A 13332-nucleotide genomic window follows, 5' to 3' on the forward strand; every position below is an offset into this window, starting at 1 on the left:
TTTTCCTTGACCTTTTGAACGGTCCTGTCAATTTTCTGGCAACGCCCGCGGGGAAACCACCCCCGGGCCTTGCCCCTCGCGTCCAGGCTGGCGCGCGACAGAACCAAAAGGGTAGCCATGAGACATTCTCTGATCCTCGGAACCACGCTCGCGCTGACGCTCGGGGCGGTGAGCGCGGCCTCGGCCGCGACGCTCGATGAAGTGAAGGCGCGTGGCACGCTCAAATGCGGCTCGAACCCCGGCCTCGCGGGCTTCGCGGCGCCCGACGCCAACGGCGTCTGGCACGGTTTCGACGTCGACGTGTGCTACGCGCTGGCCGCGGCCATCTTCGGCGATCCCGCGAAGGTCGAGTTCACGCCGCTCTCGGGCGAGACGCGCTTCACCGCGCTCGCCTCGGGCGAGGTCGACGTTCTGGTGCGCAACTCCACCTGGACCTTCTCCCGCGACGTCGACCTGAAGCTCGATTTCGTCGGCGTGAACTACTACGACGGGCAGGGCTTCATCGTCTCGAAGGATCTCGGCGTCACCTCGGCGAAGGAGCTCGACGGCGCCACGGTCTGCATCCAGACCGGCACCACGACCGAACTCAACCTCGCCGATTTCTTCAAGGCCAACGGCATGAGCTACCAGCCGGTGCCGATCCAGACCGAGGCCGAGGCGCGGCAGCAGTTCCTCGCCGGCGCCTGCGATTCCTATACGACCGACGCCTCCGGCCTCGCCGCCGTCCGCGCGACCTACCCGAACCCCGAGAACTACATCATCCTGCCCGAGATCATCTCGAAGGAGCCGCTCGGCCCGGCCGTGCGCCACGGCGACAACCAGTGGGGCGACATCGTCCGCTGGACATTCAACGCCCTGGTCGAGGCCGAGGAACTCGGCGTGACCAAGGACAATCTCGACGAGATGAAGAATTCCGACAATCCGGAGATCCGCCGGCTGCTCGGTGTCGAGGGCAATCTCGGCGGCATGTTCGGGCTCAGCCCCGACTGGGCCTATAACGCCATCAAGGCGAACGGCAACTACGGCGAGATCTTCGCCGCCACGATCGGCGAGGGCACCCCGTCCAACCTCGCCCGCGGGCTGAACGCCCAGTGGAAGGACGGCGGCCTGATGTACTCGCCGCCGTTCCGCTGATTCCGACGGCGGGCGGCCCGGGCGCACCTGCCCGGGCCGCGAATTCGAACCGGATTTCGCAGAGGGGGGTGTCGCATGGCCATTACCGAGGCTCACAGCCGGGAGCCATTCCGTCTCGGGATGCTCCTCTACGACACGCGATACCGATCGATCACCATCCAGATCATCGCGCTGATCGCCGTCCTGACCTTCTTCGGCTGGATCGTGCACAACACGGTCGCCAACCTGCACGCGCTCGGCAAGACCTTCGATTTCGGCTTCCTCGGCCAGCGGGCCGGCTATGACATCAGCCAGACCCTGATCCCCTATACCAACGACAGCACGCACGGGCGCGCCGCGCTGGTCGGGATCCTGAACACGCTGCTGGTCGCCTTCCTCGGCTGCGTCACCGCCACGATCATCGGCGTCTTCATGGGCGTGCTGCGCCTGTCGTCGAACTGGCTGATCGCCCGGCTCGCCTCCGTCTATGTCGAGATGTTCCGCAACGTGCCGGTCCTGCTCTGGATCCTGGCGCTGATGGCGATCATCACCGACACGCTTCCGGCGCCGAGCGCCTTCCGGGGCGAGAATGCGAGCGCTTCGATGCTGTTCGGCGACACCGTCGCCCTGACCAACCGGGGCGCCTATGTCCCCTGGCCGATCTTCGGACCGGGCTGGCAGGTGGTGGCCGGTGTCTTCATCCTCTCGCTGATCGCGATCCTCCTCTTCCGCCGCTACGCCCATGCGCGGCAGGAGGCGACGGGCCAGGCCCTGCCGGTCTTCTGGATCAGCCTCGCGCTCTTCTTCCTGCCCGCGCTCGCCGCGGACGCGGTGGTGGGCGCGGTCACCCTCGACGTCCCGACGCTGCAGCGGTTCAACTTCGAGGGGGGCGGCCTGATCGACAAGTCGCTGGTCGCGCTCTGGTTCGCCCTCGCCCTCTATACCGGCGCCTTCATCGCCGAGATCGTGCGCGGCGGCATCCAGGCGATCTCGCGCGGCCAGAGCGAGGCGGCGGGGGCGCTGGGGCTCCGGCCGAACCGGATCATGAGCCTCGTGATCCTGCCGCAGGCGCTGCGGATCATCATCCCGCCCCTGATCTCGCAATACCTGAACCTGACGAAGAACTCGTCGCTCGCCATCGTCGTCGGCTACGCGGACGTGCGCGCCACGCTCGGCGGCATCACGATGAACCAGACCGGGCGGGAGCTCGAATGCATGCTGCTGATGATGGGCTTCTACCTGCTCATCAGCCTCGCGATCTCGAGCCTGATGAACTGGTACAACTCCTCCATCGCCCTGAAGGAGCGCTGAGATGGCCAACCAAGCGATGCCCTTCAGCCGCTCCGAGATGCTGCCGCCCGAACCGCCCCCGGGCAGCGCGGTGGGCGTGGTCGGGTGGCTCCGCGCGAACCTCTTCTCCTCGATCGGCAACAGCATCCTGACGATCTTGGCGCTCGCGCTGATCTGGCTGGTGCTGTCCCATGTCTGGCCATGGCTCGCCCACGCGGTCTGGAACGCCGACTCCTACGCCCAGTGCCGCCAGATCATCGCGGACACCTGGGGCCCCGACGCGGGCGGCGCCTGCCTCGCGGTGATCCGCGAGCGATGGAAGCAGTTCATGTTCGGCTTCTATCCGATCGAGGCCTACTGGCGCCCGACGCTCGCCTTCATCCTGATGTTCGTGGCACTCGCGCCGATCCTGTTCTCGGCCCTGCCGCGGAAGATGCTGTGGTTCTCGCTGATCTTCCCCGGACTCGCCTACTGGCTGCTCTGGGGCGGGTCGATCTTCGTGCCGATCGTGATCTACGCCGGTTTCGCCGCCGGCTGGCTCGGCTTCCATCTCGGGGCGCGGGCGAGCGCCGCCTTCGTCGCGCCGCTGCTCGCCGCGGTATTCGCGCTCGTCTGGTGGTTCTTCATCGCCTCGCCGCTCATCAACCTGCTCCCCGACATCGGGCTCATGCCGGTGCAGTCGAAGCAGTTCGGCGGCTTCATGCTGTCGGTCACGATCGGCGTCACCGGCATCGCCTTCTCGCTGCCGCTCGGCGTGCTGCTGGCGCTCGGCCGGCGCTCCGACCTCGTCTTCGTGAAGGCGATCTGCGTCGGCTTCATCGAGTTCATCCGGGGCGTGCCGCTGATCGCGCTCTTGCTCGTCGCGTCGTTCCTGCTGAACATCTTCATGCCGCCGGGCACGAATTTCGACATCATCCTGCGCGTCATCATCATGGTCACGCTGTTCTCGGCCGCCTACATGGCCGAGGTGATCCGGGGCGGCCTCGCCGCGCTGCCGAGGGGCCAGTACGAGGGCGCGGACGCGCTCGGCCTGAATTTCTGGCAGGCGACGCGGCTCGTGATCATGCCGCAGGCGCTGAAGATCTCGATCCCCGGTATCGTCAACACCTTCATCGGGCTCTTCAAGGACACGACGCTGGTCGCGATCATCGGCCTGCTGGACCCGATCGGGCTCATCACCTCGATCCGGGCCAACGCGGCCTGGAACGGCATGGTCTGGGAGCTCTACGGCTTCGTCGCCGTGCTCTTCTTCGTCTGCTGCTTCGGCATGTCGAAATATTCGCAGTATCTGGAGCGCAAGCTCCGCACCGACCATCGCTGAGGAGGCCCGCCATGTCCGAACCCCACCCGCTCGACGCCTCCGATCTCGAACCCGTGCACCCGGACCGGCTCAAGGTCTCGGATCAGGTGGCGATCCAGATCATCGAGATGAACAAGTGGTACGGCCAGTTCCACGTGCTTCGTGACATCAACCTCACGGTGAACCGGGGCGAGCGGATCGTCATCGCCGGCCCCTCGGGCTCGGGCAAGTCGACGCTGATCCGCTGCGTCAACCGGCTGGAGGAGCATCAGAAGGGCAAGATCATCGTCGACGGGACGGAACTCACCTCCGACCTCAAGAACATCGACAAGATCCGCTCCGAGGTCGGGATGGTGTTCCAGCACTTCAACCTCTTCCCGCACCTCACGATCCTCGAGAACTGCACGCTGGCGCCGATCTGGGTCCGCAAGGTCCCGAAGAAGGAGGCGGAGGAGACGGCGATGCATTTCCTGCGCAAGGTCAAGATCCCGGAACAGGCGAACAAGTATCCCGGCCAGCTTTCGGGCGGGCAGCAGCAGCGCGTGGCGATCGCCCGCTCGCTCTGCATGAAGCCCCGGATCATGCTCTTCGACGAGCCGACCTCCGCGCTCGATCCCGAGATGATCAAGGAGGTGCTCGACACGATGATCGAGCTCGCCGAGGAGGGGATGACGATGCTCTGCGTGACCCACGAGATGGGCTTCGCCCAGGCGGTGGCGAACCGGGTCATCTTCATGGACCAGGGCCAGATCGTCGAGCAGAACGAGCCGCGGGAATTCTTCAACAACCCGCGCAACGAACGCACCAAGCTGTTCCTGAGCCAGATCCTCGGGCACTGAGGCGCGCGGAGCGGGCCCCGGCCCGCTTCTACCGAGCGAGCCGCTTCGGGGTCATGAAGTCCACGAGCCGCCCCGAATGCCAGTCCACCGCGTCCCAGCCGGAGGCGAAGTCGATCACCGCCGTCGCGCAGGTCGGGAAGCGTTCGTAGTCCGGGTCGTCGGGCGGGAGGCCGAGCAGGCGGGTCGCGAAGGCGCCGATGCCCGGATTGTGTCCGACCATCAGCACCCTCTCGCCCCGGGCGCCCCGGAGCGCGCCGAGCATCACCGCCGTGTCGGCGAGATAGAGCGCGTCGAGGAAGCGCGCCGGCGGCGGAGTGGCTCCCTGGAACAGCCGGGCGAAGGTCTGGACCGCGCGGGCGGCGCTCGATACCAGCGCGGCCTCGGGTTCATGTCCCCCGGCCCGCAGCCAGGCCCCCATCGCGGGCGCGTCGCGTCGGCCGCGCTTGCCGAGCGGCCGGTCGAAATCCTCGAGTTCCGGGTCGTCCCAACTCGATTTCGCATGACGGACGAGAATCAGCCGCGTCATCGGGCGGCTCCGGGATGGAAGGCGGTCATGTGGAACTCCGATTGCCGGGCCTCCCGCGCCCCGGCGCCGACCGGACAGGCGCGGCGCGCGGCGCAACCCCGGCTCAGGCAGTCGCGCCCGGCCTCGGTATCGAGATGGGCGTGGCAGCGGGCGATGTCGTAGCCCGCCGCGCCGAGCGCGTCGACCGGGCAGCCCCCCCGGCAGGGCGCCGCGCAGGCGGTGCAGGGCGGGCCGGCGGGGGGCGGGAGCGCGAGCCGGGGCGCGAGTGCGATCGCCCCCCGGAACGAGACGAAGAGCCCGGCGGTCCGGTGCACCAGCAGGCCGACCGGGGATTGCCAGACCTGCCCGCCGCGGCGCGCCCAGGCGATGAAGGGATGCCAGGGCGGCCCCCCGAAGGGAAAGAGCGCGAGACCGCCGAGCGCCTCCGCCTGCCCCCCGATCACCCGCGCCGACCAGCGGTCGAGCGGATCGGGGCGCCCGTCGGCGTATTCCGCCGAGGCGGAGAAGACGTTCCAGAACTCCGGCCCGGGGCCGAGCAGGACCAGCGTGCCGTGTCCCTCGGGCACCCCGTCGTCCGGCCCGGGGTGGAAGGCGTCGAGCGGGACGAGCCCGTCCGCCGCCACCCGGGCCGCGAGGGAGTCGAGCCCGGGGGCGGCCGCCATCTCAGCCCCGGATCAGCGTGCCCGCGCCATGCGCGGTGAAGAGTTCGAGCAGCACCGCGTGGGGTGCCCGGCCGTCGAGGATCACCACGGCGCGTACCCCATCATCGATCGCGTCGAGCGCGGTCTGGGTCTTCGGGATCATCCCGCCGGCGATCACACCGGCCTCGGTCAGTTCGCGCACCTGTGGCGGGGTGATCTGGGTCAGAAGCTCGCCCTCGGCGTTCTTCACCCCCGCCACGTCGGTCAGCAGCAGCAGCCGGTCGGCCTTCATCGCGGCGGCGATGGCGCCGGCGGCGGTGTCGCCGTTCACGTTGAAGGTCTCGCCGTCGCGTCCCATCGCGACCGGCGCCACGACGGGAATGAAATCCGAGCGGAGGAAAGTGTGAAGCACCTCCGGATGCATCTCGACCGGCTTGCCGACGAAGCCGAGATCGACCGTGACCTCCGCGCCGTCGCGCAGCACGGTGGCGAGATCCTTCTCGCAGATCATGAGATTGGCATCCTTGCCCGAGAGGCCGACCGCCTTGCCGCCGGCGGTGTTGATCGCCTGCACGATGCGCTTGTTGATCCGGCCGGAGAGCACCATCTCGACCACCTCGACGGTGGCGGCGTCGCTCACGCGCTTGCCCTCGACGAATTCGGATCGGATCTCGAGCCGCCTCAGCATCTCGTTGATCATCGGTCCGCCGCCGTGGACGATGATCGGATGGACGTTGCACTGCTTCATCAGCACGACGTCGCGGGCGAAGTCGGCCATCGCCTCCTCGCTGCCCATCGCATGGCCACCGAGCTTGATCACGATGGTCGCGCCGTCATAGCGCTGGAGATAGGGCAGGGCCTCGCTCAGCGTGCGCGCGGTCGCGATCCAGTCGCGCGTATGGGCGGTCGATTTCTCCACGTCTCTCTCCGGGTCCGGGGCGCGGGCTCGCGCACGAGGAGTTGCGCGGGCCCCCGCGTTGCCAAGGGACGGGCGCGGGAATACAGTCTCGCCGTCCAGCGGACAAGGAGATTGGCAGGAATGGCCGCTCGTCACCAGATCCCGGCGCTCGCCGCCGCGATGATCATCCTCTGCGCCGCGGCGCCGAGCCGGGCGCAGGATCCGTCCAACCCGGACTGTCCCGAAAGATTCCAGCTCTACGAGACCGCGACGCATTCGGTCGCGGCGTTCGGCAATCAGCAATCGCGCACGGTGGCGCCGCGGGTCAGGGCGGCGGCCCGGTGGCTCCGGATGGCGAACTGCCTCACCTTCTCCGATCAGCTGGCGCCGATGAGCGCGCTCGGGCCGGAAGCGGGTCTCGCCGCGCGGACGCCCTCGGGGCCGGTGATCCCGCCGACGGATCTGCATGTCGGCATCGTGACCAGCACCGCCGACGAGACCCGCGCGATCACCTTCTTCGCCGCGCAGGGTCTACGGGCCCGGGGGATCGGCGCGCCCTATCTCGGGCGGCGGATCTATGTCGGCCCGTTCACGACGGCCGGCGCGCTCGAAGGCGGCGCGGCGCTCGCCCGGGCGGCCGGCTTCGCCTATCCCTATCCGGGCAAGATGTGAGGGAAAGCGGATGCGCGCCGGAACGGTCCTCGTCCTGATCGCGGGACTTCTGCCTCTGCTTGGCTGCGCCAGCCTGCCGCCCCGGCCGCCGCGCGGCGATCCGGCGAACTGCCGCGTACTGTTCCAGAACTACGACCGGGCGGCGAGCCTGTTCCAGCCCTATACCTACAGCGCCCGGCTCGACGGCCGCTCGACCCAGACCCCGGCGCTGAGCGTCGCGAGCAATGCCATCATCAGCAACGGCTGCCTGACCACCACCGCGGATCTCAAGGGGCTCGAATCGCTCCAGATGAAGCTCGGGCCGCGCAAGCCCGCGGAGTCCGGCGCGCCGATCCCGCCGACGGCGGTGCATGTCGGCATCCTCACCGGCGGCTTCAGCGACGCGGGCCGCGCGACCGCCTTCTTCCAGAGCCAGGGCTACGAGACGCGGACGATCGGCGCGGAGAAGCTCGGGCGCCGGCTCTACATCGGGCCGGTCAGGAGCGAGGGCGCGCTCGACCAGGCGATCGCGCTCGCGGCCGAGGCTGGCTTTCCGAGCGCCTACCCGTCCGACCTGTTCCACTTCTGGAAGTACTGAGAGGCCGGCGGCGCGTCAGCGGTCCCAGGCGGCGAGCGCTGCCTCGTCCTCGTCGCGGGCCGCGACCCAGTGCGCGCCGTCGGGCCGGGTTTCCTTCTTCCAGAACGGCGCGCGGGATTTCAGGTAGTCCATCAGGAATTCCGCCGCCGCGAAGGCCGCCGCGCGGGATTCCGACGCGGTGGCGACCATCATGATCTGGTCGCCGGGGTGGAGCAGGCCGTGGCGATGGATGATGAGGCTGGCGCGCAGCGGCCAGCGCGCCGCCGCCTCGGCCTCGATCGCGCCGAGCGCTCTGAGCGTCATCGCGGGATAGTGTTCGAGCTCCAGCGCGCTGATCGCCCCCGCCCCGGCGGTGACGTCGCGCACGAGCCCGGTGAAGCTCACCAGCGCGCCGATATCGGTGCGACCGGCACGGAGCGCCGCGAGTTCGGCGCCAAGGTCGAAATCCTCCGCCTGGACCCGGACCGACACCTTGCTCAGCCGCCCGTCATCGGCGGGAAGAAGGCCACTTCCCGCGCGCCGGCGAGGGGCGCCGCGAGATCGGCCAGTTCCTGGTCGACCGCGACCCGCACGGCGCGCATGTCCGAAAAGGCGAGCGCGTAGCGCGGCTCGCGTTCGCGCAGTTCGGCGACGAGATCGGCGACGGTCGCCGCGGAGGTTTCCACCCGCTCCTCCGATTCTCCGATGCGTTCCCGGAGCCAGGCGAAATAGAGGACGGTCAGACTCACCGCTTGCGGTCCCTCAGGAAGGGCAGCGCCTTCATCAGATAGTCGATGCCGGTCATGAGCGTCAGCAGCCCCGCCACCCAGATGAGCAGCAGCCCGCCGTTCTCGAGCAGCCAGCCGAGCCAGTTGTGGAGCCAGTGGCTGTACCAGTACTGCCCGTGCCGCCGGTCATATTCGAAGACGCCCGCGAGCAGCAGCACCGGGATCGCGACCATCTGCGCCGTGGTCTTCCACTTCGCGAGATTGGTGACCTTGAGCCGGCCGGCGCGGGAGCCGAGGAATTCGCGCAGGCCCGAGACGAAGACCTCGCGCAGCAGGATGAAGGCGACCGGCACGAGGATCAGGCCCTTTATCCCGGAAATGCCGACGATCACGGCGAGCGCGATCACCACCATCGCCTTGTCCGCGATCGGATCGAGCATCCGGCCGAAGTTCGATTCCTGCTTCCAGGCGCGGGCGAGGCGCCCGTCGATATAGTCGGTCAGCGCGGCGAGGATGAAGAGCGCGATCGCGACCCAGTCGGCCGCGGGCCGCGGGAACACGACGAAGGCGAGCGCGACTCCCGGCGCGGCCAGAAGGCGCAGCACTGTCAGGATATTCGGAATCGTCCAACGCATCGCAGCAACCGTCCCCCGGGCGGATCCGGAACCGCCCCTTCCTATGTAGCGAATTAGCGCTCTCCATGGAAGAAGCCATAGATCTGCTCGGCCAGCGCGTCCGAGATTCCGGGCGCCGCGCGCAGGTCCGCGAGGCCCGCGCGCGCGACGGCCTTGGCGGAGCCGAAATGCGCGAGCAGCGCGCGCTTGCGCGCCGCGCCGACCCCCGGCACCTCGTCGAGCGGCGTGGCCCGCGTCTGCGCCGCGCGCCGGGTCCGGTGCGCGCCGATCGCGAAACGGTGCGCCTCGTCGCGCAGGCGCTGGATGAAGTAGAGCACCGGGTCTCGGTAGGGCAGCGCGCGCGGCGGCTGGCCCGGGACGTGGAATTCCTCCTTGCCCGCGTCGCGGTCCACGCCCTTGGCGACGCCGATCAGCGCCACGTCCTCGACGCCGAGATCGGCGAGCGCCGCCTCGGCCGCGGCGACCTGGCCCGCGCCGCCGTCGATCAGCACCAGATCGGGCCAGGCGTCGCTCCGCCGGTCCGGATCCTCCTTCACGAGGCGCGAGAAGCGGCGCGTCAGCACCTCGCGCATCATCCCGAAATCGTCGCCCGGGGTAAGCTCGGTGGAGCGGATGTTGAACTTGCGGTACTGCGACTTCACGAAGCCCTCCGGCCCCGCGACGATCATGCCACCGACCGCGTTCGTGCCCATGATGTGGCTGTTGTCGTAGACCTCGATCCGCCCGGGCGCCCCGTCGAGTCCGAAGGCCTCCGCCAGCCCTTCGAGCAGCGCCTGCTGGCTCGCGCTCTCGGCCATGCGCCGCGCCAGCGCCTCGCGCGCGTTGCGCGCCGCGTGCTCGACGAGCCGCGCCTTTTCGCCGCGTTGGGGCAGAGCGAGCTCCACCTTGCGGCCAAGCTCCGCGGTCAGCGCATCGGCCAGCAGGTCGGGGTTGTCGGGAGCGTGGCTCATCAGGATGAGCCGGGGCGGGGTCTTGTTGCCGTAGAACTGTCCGAGGAATGCCTCGAGGATCTCGCCCGGCTCGGCGCCCGAGCCGGTGCGCGGGAAATAGGCGCGGTTGCCCCAGTTCTGATGCGCGCGGATGAAGAAGACCTGCACGCAGGCGTGCCCCCCCTCCTGATGCAGCGCGACGACATCCGCCTCCTCCACGCCCTCGGGATTGATCCCCTGGTTCGCCTGGACGGTGGTCAGCGCGCGGATCCGGTCGCGCAGCGCCGCGGCGCGCTCGAATTCCATCGCCGCGCTCGCCTGTGCCATCTCCGCCGCGAGATGCTCCTGCACCTTGGTCGAGCGGCCGCGCAGGAAGTCGGTCGCATCCTCGACCAGCGCCGCGTAATCGGCCTCGCCGATCAGCCCGACGCAGGGCGCGCTGCACCGCCGGATCTGGTAGAGCAGGCAGGGCCGGGTGCGGGCATCGAATGTCGCGTCGGAGCAGGAGCGCAGCAGGAAGGCCTTCTGCAGCTGGTTCAGCGTCCGGGTGACGCTGCCCGCCGAGGCGAAGGGGCCGAAATACTGGCCGGGCTGGCGGCGCATGCCGCGGTGCTTCTCGATCCGGGGATAGGGATGATCCCCGGTGACGAGAATGTTCGGAAAGCTCTTGTCGTCGCGGAGCAGGACGTTATAGCGAGGGCGCAGCTGCTTGATGAGATTCTGTTCGAGCAGCAGGGCTTCCGTCTCGGTCTCCGTGGTCAGGAACATCATCGACGCCGTGGCGCCGATCATTCTACTTATGCGCGAATTGTGCCCGGTCGGCTTGGCGTAGGAAGCCACGCGCCGCTTCAGGTTCCGCGCCTTGCCGACATAGAGAACCTCGCCTTTCGCATCGAGCATCCGGTAGACGCCGGGGCGCTCCTCGAGCCGCCGCAGATAGTCGCGGATCACGAGATGGCCGGTCGGCGCCGCCGCCGCGCCGGCCCCTTCCTCGATGAATCCGCTCTCCGTCTGCTCCGTCACCCGCCCGTCTCCATTGGTACGATTGATTCCCGACCTCGCTGCGCCCGGCCGCCCGGATTTTCAAGCGCAAAGCTTTCCACCGTTTCGGTGCATAACCATGTGGAAAACTTGGTGGCTTCCCGGTTTTTCATTGGAAAACAAGGCCCTTCCTCCATATGGTCAAATTTTAACCACTTTTGCAAGCGGCTGATTTTCCTGCGGATTTTTTATGGCCAACGGTAAAATTATGGAATCGTTGACAGAATCAACACGCTTTTGTGACGCCGCCAACGGGGTGGAAAAGTCAACGGGCGGGGCCGCGTGGCGGCCGTTTCCAGGCCGCCCAAGCCTATTCCAGACCACGCACATCCGGTGTTCTCCAGCCCAGATGCTGCCCGCCATCCACGCAGAGCAACTGCCCGGTGAAGCCCGGGGAGTCGAGGATGAAGCGCAGCGCCGTCCGGATTTCCTCCGGATTGGAGCCGCGTTCCAGGATGGTGTTCGCACGCTGCCCGGCGAAGTGCGCGGCCGACTGGCGCGCGGCGATCAGCGTCGGCCCGGGACCGATCGCATTGACGCGGACATGGGGCGCGAGCCCCTGCGCCGCGGTCCGCGTCAGCGCCCAGAGACCCATCTTTGCAATCGTATAGGTTGTGAACTCGGGCGTGAGCTTCAGCACGCGCTGGTCGATCATGTTGACGACCGAGGCGCGGGCGACCGGCTCGCCCCGGGCATCCTCGACCGCGCGCGGCGCCTGGGCGGCGAAGGCCTGGATGAGTTCGAAGGGCGCGCGCAGATTGGCGCCGATGTTGCGGTCCCAGCTTTCCCAGGTCGCGGTCGCGATCCGGTCATGGTCGAAGATCGAGGCGTTGTTCACGAGCACCGTCAGCGGCCGCCCGAGCGCGGTGGCCGCGCGCGCCACCAGCGAGCCCGTCTCCGCCCGGTCGAGCAGGTCGGCGCCGAGCGCCACGGCGCGCAACCCCTCGTCCCGGAACTCGGCCGCCAGCGCCTCGGCCTCCTCGGCGCCGGTGTGGTAGTGGATCGCGAGGTCGAGGCCGCGCTCGGCGAGTTCGCGCGCCATCGCGCGGCCGAGGCGCCGCGCGCCACCAGTGACGAGGGCCGCTCCTGTCATCGTGCCATCTCCGGAATTCAGCGCCCCGACGGGCAGCCAGGCGTGGGGCATCGTCCGTCGCCGAGCCGGTAGGCTCCGCAGACGGGGCATTTGCGCGCGGTCTCGACCCGCCGCTTCCCGCCGGAAGCCGCCGGGGGGCGGGGCAGGACCGACCGGATCACCATGCCGACGAGGAGCCCGATCAGAATGACCGTGGTCGCGACCTTCAGCATCAGGGCGCCCGCGTGCCGAACCGCGCCCAGAGCGCGCCATCCTCGAGCCGCGCCATCGTCTCCGAGACGCCCGGAAGGCCGAGGCGGCGCAGCAGCGGACGTCGCGGCGCCATCGGCTGGAACCGGACCTTCTCGCCATAGAGCGCCTTCATGGTCGGGACGAGATGGCCGAGCGCGTCGGCGAGGCCAAGCTCGATCGCCTGCTCGCCGAGCCAGAAGTCGCCGGTGAAGAGCCCGTCCTCCCTGAGGAGCGCGCCCCGGCGCGAGCGGACCTGATCGATGAAATTGCGGTGGATCACCGCCTGAAGACCCTCGAGCCGGGCGACATCCTCCGCCCGCTCCGGCCGGAACGGATCGAGCATGCTCTTGTCGGTGCCCGCCGTGTGCACCCGCCGCTCGATCCCGTGGCGGGCGATGAAGTCCTGGAAGCCGAAGCTCGCCGAGATCACCCCGATCGAGCCGAGGATGCTGTTGCGGTCGACATGGATCCTGTCCGCGGCGGTGGCGAGCCAGTAGCCGCCGGAAGCGGCGACGTCCTCGACGAAGGCGTGGACCGGGATCTTCTTCTCGTCCGCGAGGCGGCGGATGCGCGCGGCGATCAGGCTCGACTGGGCGGGACTGCCGCCGGGCGAGTTGATCGCGATCGCCACCGCCTTCGGCCCGCCCCGGGTGAAGGCGGCCTCGATCAGCGGCGCCAGCGCCGCGTCGTTCAGCGCGGCCCCGCCGAGCCGGCCGCCGCCGCCGATCACCCCTTCCAGGCGCAGCACGGTGACGAGGGGGCGGCGCCCCCGGAAGCGGCTGAGGATGTTCTCGAACATGCGCGTGATCCCGATCATCGCCCCGATTTAGGCGCGCGGCC

Annotated in this window: 16 protein-coding genes; 6 read left to right on the top strand and 10 right to left on the bottom strand. The window is 68.9% G+C overall.

Annotation, left to right across the window (positions count from 1 at the left end):
- The first annotated feature begins 117 nt into the window (after positions 1-117).
- The 4 genes from FJM51_RS11500 to FJM51_RS11515 all read left to right on the top strand — a co-directional run bounded on the left by FJM51_RS11500 (position 118) and on the right by FJM51_RS11515 (position 4542).
- A complete protein-coding gene (locus tag FJM51_RS11500) occupies positions 118-1134 on the top strand; it encodes an amino acid ABC transporter substrate-binding protein (RefSeq protein WP_140454295.1) in 1017 nt (338 codons plus the stop codon).
- Between the two features lie 75 nt (positions 1135-1209).
- Positions 1210-2424 carry an amino acid ABC transporter permease gene (locus FJM51_RS11505; protein WP_140454296.1) on the top strand — a complete coding sequence of 405 codons (1215 nt, stop codon included), beginning with the start codon at positions 1210-1212 and terminating at the stop codon, positions 2422-2424.
- Position 2425: 1 nt separating this feature from the next.
- Complete coding sequence (locus FJM51_RS11510) at positions 2426-3724, top strand: amino acid ABC transporter permease (RefSeq protein ID WP_140454297.1); 1299 nt, start codon at positions 2426-2428, stop codon at positions 3722-3724.
- An 11-nt stretch (positions 3725-3735) separates the two neighbouring features.
- Positions 3736-4542 carry an amino acid ABC transporter ATP-binding protein gene (locus FJM51_RS11515; RefSeq protein WP_140454298.1) on the top strand — a complete coding sequence of 269 codons (807 nt, stop codon included), beginning with the start codon at positions 3736-3738 and terminating at the stop codon, positions 4540-4542.
- Between the two features lie 28 nt (positions 4543-4570).
- Here the strand turns inward: FJM51_RS11515 and FJM51_RS11520 are convergent, their stop codons facing one another.
- Genes FJM51_RS11520 through argB form a run of 3 tightly spaced genes read right to left on the bottom strand, consistent with a single transcriptional unit; the run spans position 4571 to position 6628 of the window.
- Positions 4571-5068 carry a SixA phosphatase family protein gene (locus tag FJM51_RS11520; RefSeq protein WP_140454299.1) on the bottom strand — a complete coding sequence of 166 codons (498 nt, stop codon included), beginning with the start codon at positions 5066-5068 and terminating at the stop codon, positions 4571-4573.
- Positions 5065-5730 (bottom strand): ferredoxin, encoded by a 666-nt coding sequence (locus FJM51_RS11525; protein ID WP_233713080.1) that lies wholly within the window; start codon positions 5728-5730, stop codon positions 5065-5067. Before FJM51_RS11525 ends, FJM51_RS11520 begins: the two co-directional genes overlap by 4 nt.
- 1 nt (position 5731) lies before the next feature.
- Entirely contained in the window at positions 5732-6628 is an 897-nt protein-coding gene (gene argB, locus FJM51_RS11530; RefSeq protein ID WP_233713081.1) for an acetylglutamate kinase, read from the bottom strand.
- Positions 6629-6748: 120 nt separating this feature from the next.
- Here argB and FJM51_RS24390 point away from each other — a divergent pair, with 120 nt between their 5' ends.
- Positions 6749-7279, top strand: coding sequence for a hypothetical protein (locus FJM51_RS24390; RefSeq protein WP_233713082.1), 531 nt, complete (start codon positions 6749-6751; stop codon positions 7277-7279).
- A 10-nt stretch (positions 7280-7289) separates the two neighbouring features.
- The gene (locus tag FJM51_RS11540) at positions 7290-7856 is read left to right on the top strand and encodes a hypothetical protein (RefSeq protein WP_140454302.1); all 567 of its coding nucleotides are present in this window, start codon (positions 7290-7292) and stop codon (positions 7854-7856) included.
- Between the two features lie 15 nt (positions 7857-7871).
- Here FJM51_RS11540 and FJM51_RS11545 read toward each other — a convergent pair whose 3' ends face one another.
- The 7 genes from FJM51_RS11545 to FJM51_RS11575 form a co-directional block, all read right to left on the bottom strand.
- Positions 7872-8327: a molybdenum cofactor biosynthesis protein MoaE gene (locus FJM51_RS11545; protein ID WP_181164535.1), complete on the bottom strand. Its 456-nt coding sequence runs from the start codon at positions 8325-8327 to the stop codon at positions 7872-7874.
- Positions 8328-8332: 5 nt separating this feature from the next.
- The gene (gene moaD, locus FJM51_RS11550) at positions 8333-8578 is read right to left on the bottom strand and encodes a molybdopterin converting factor subunit 1 (protein ID WP_140454404.1); all 246 of its coding nucleotides are present in this window, start codon (positions 8576-8578) and stop codon (positions 8333-8335) included.
- 2 nt (positions 8579-8580) lie between these two features.
- Positions 8581-9198 (bottom strand): CDP-diacylglycerol--glycerol-3-phosphate 3-phosphatidyltransferase, encoded by a 618-nt coding sequence (gene pgsA / locus FJM51_RS11555; protein ID WP_140454304.1) that lies wholly within the window; start codon positions 9196-9198, stop codon positions 8581-8583.
- A 53-nt stretch (positions 9199-9251) separates the two neighbouring features.
- Positions 9252-11150 carry an excinuclease ABC subunit UvrC gene (uvrC, locus tag FJM51_RS11560; protein WP_438502753.1) on the bottom strand — a complete coding sequence of 633 codons (1899 nt, stop codon included), beginning with the start codon at positions 11148-11150 and terminating at the stop codon, positions 9252-9254.
- 328 nt (positions 11151-11478) lie between these two features.
- Entirely contained in the window at positions 11479-12261 is a 783-nt protein-coding gene (locus tag FJM51_RS11565; protein ID WP_140454305.1) for an SDR family oxidoreductase, read from the bottom strand.
- 17 nt (positions 12262-12278) lie between these two features.
- A complete protein-coding gene (locus FJM51_RS11570) occupies positions 12279-12473 on the bottom strand; it encodes a hypothetical protein (RefSeq protein ID WP_140454306.1) in 195 nt (64 codons plus the stop codon).
- Positions 12473-13291, bottom strand: coding sequence for a S49 family peptidase (locus tag FJM51_RS11575; RefSeq protein ID WP_140454307.1), 819 nt, complete (start codon positions 13289-13291; stop codon positions 12473-12475). The genes FJM51_RS11570 and FJM51_RS11575 overlap by 1 nt, the downstream gene beginning before the upstream one ends.
- Between the last annotated feature and the right edge of the window lie 41 nt (positions 13292-13332).

It is taken from the genome of Amaricoccus solimangrovi, assembly GCF_006385685.1.
Lineage (GTDB): Bacteria > Pseudomonadota > Alphaproteobacteria > Rhodobacterales > Rhodobacteraceae > Amaricoccus > Amaricoccus solimangrovi.

Excerpts from the sequence above, each read along its gene's own strand:
- FJM51_RS11500 (WP_140454295.1), top strand. The coding sequence starts at position 118 with ATGAGACATTCTCTGATCCTCGGAACCACGCTCGCGCTGACGCTCGGG.
- FJM51_RS11505 (WP_140454296.1), top strand. The coding sequence starts at position 1,210 with ATGGCCATTACCGAGGCTCACAGCCGGGAGCCATTCCGTCTCGGGATG.
- FJM51_RS11510 (WP_140454297.1), top strand. The coding sequence starts at position 2,426 with ATGGCCAACCAAGCGATGCCCTTCAGCCGCTCCGAGATGCTGCCGCCC.
- FJM51_RS11515 (WP_140454298.1), top strand. The coding sequence starts at position 3,736 with ATGTCCGAACCCCACCCGCTCGACGCCTCCGATCTCGAACCCGTGCAC.
- FJM51_RS11520 (WP_140454299.1), bottom strand. The coding sequence starts at position 5,068 with ATGACGCGGCTGATTCTCGTCCGTCATGCGAAATCGAGTTGGGACGAC.
- FJM51_RS11525 (WP_233713080.1), bottom strand. The coding sequence starts at position 5,730 with ATGGCGGCCGCCCCCGGGCTCGACTCCCTCGCGGCCCGGGTGGCGGCG.
- FJM51_RS24390 (WP_233713082.1), top strand. The coding sequence starts at position 6,749 with ATGGCCGCTCGTCACCAGATCCCGGCGCTCGCCGCCGCGATGATCATC.
- FJM51_RS11540 (WP_140454302.1), top strand. The coding sequence starts at position 7,290 with ATGCGCGCCGGAACGGTCCTCGTCCTGATCGCGGGACTTCTGCCTCTG.
- pgsA (WP_140454304.1), bottom strand. The coding sequence starts at position 9,198 with ATGCGTTGGACGATTCCGAATATCCTGACAGTGCTGCGCCTTCTGGCC.
- FJM51_RS11565 (WP_140454305.1), bottom strand. The coding sequence starts at position 12,261 with ATGACAGGAGCGGCCCTCGTCACTGGTGGCGCGCGGCGCCTCGGCCGC.
- FJM51_RS11570 (WP_140454306.1), bottom strand. The coding sequence starts at position 12,473 with ATGCTGAAGGTCGCGACCACGGTCATTCTGATCGGGCTCCTCGTCGGC.
- FJM51_RS11575 (WP_140454307.1), bottom strand. The coding sequence starts at position 13,291 with ATGTTCGAGAACATCCTCAGCCGCTTCCGGGGGCGCCGCCCCCTCGTC.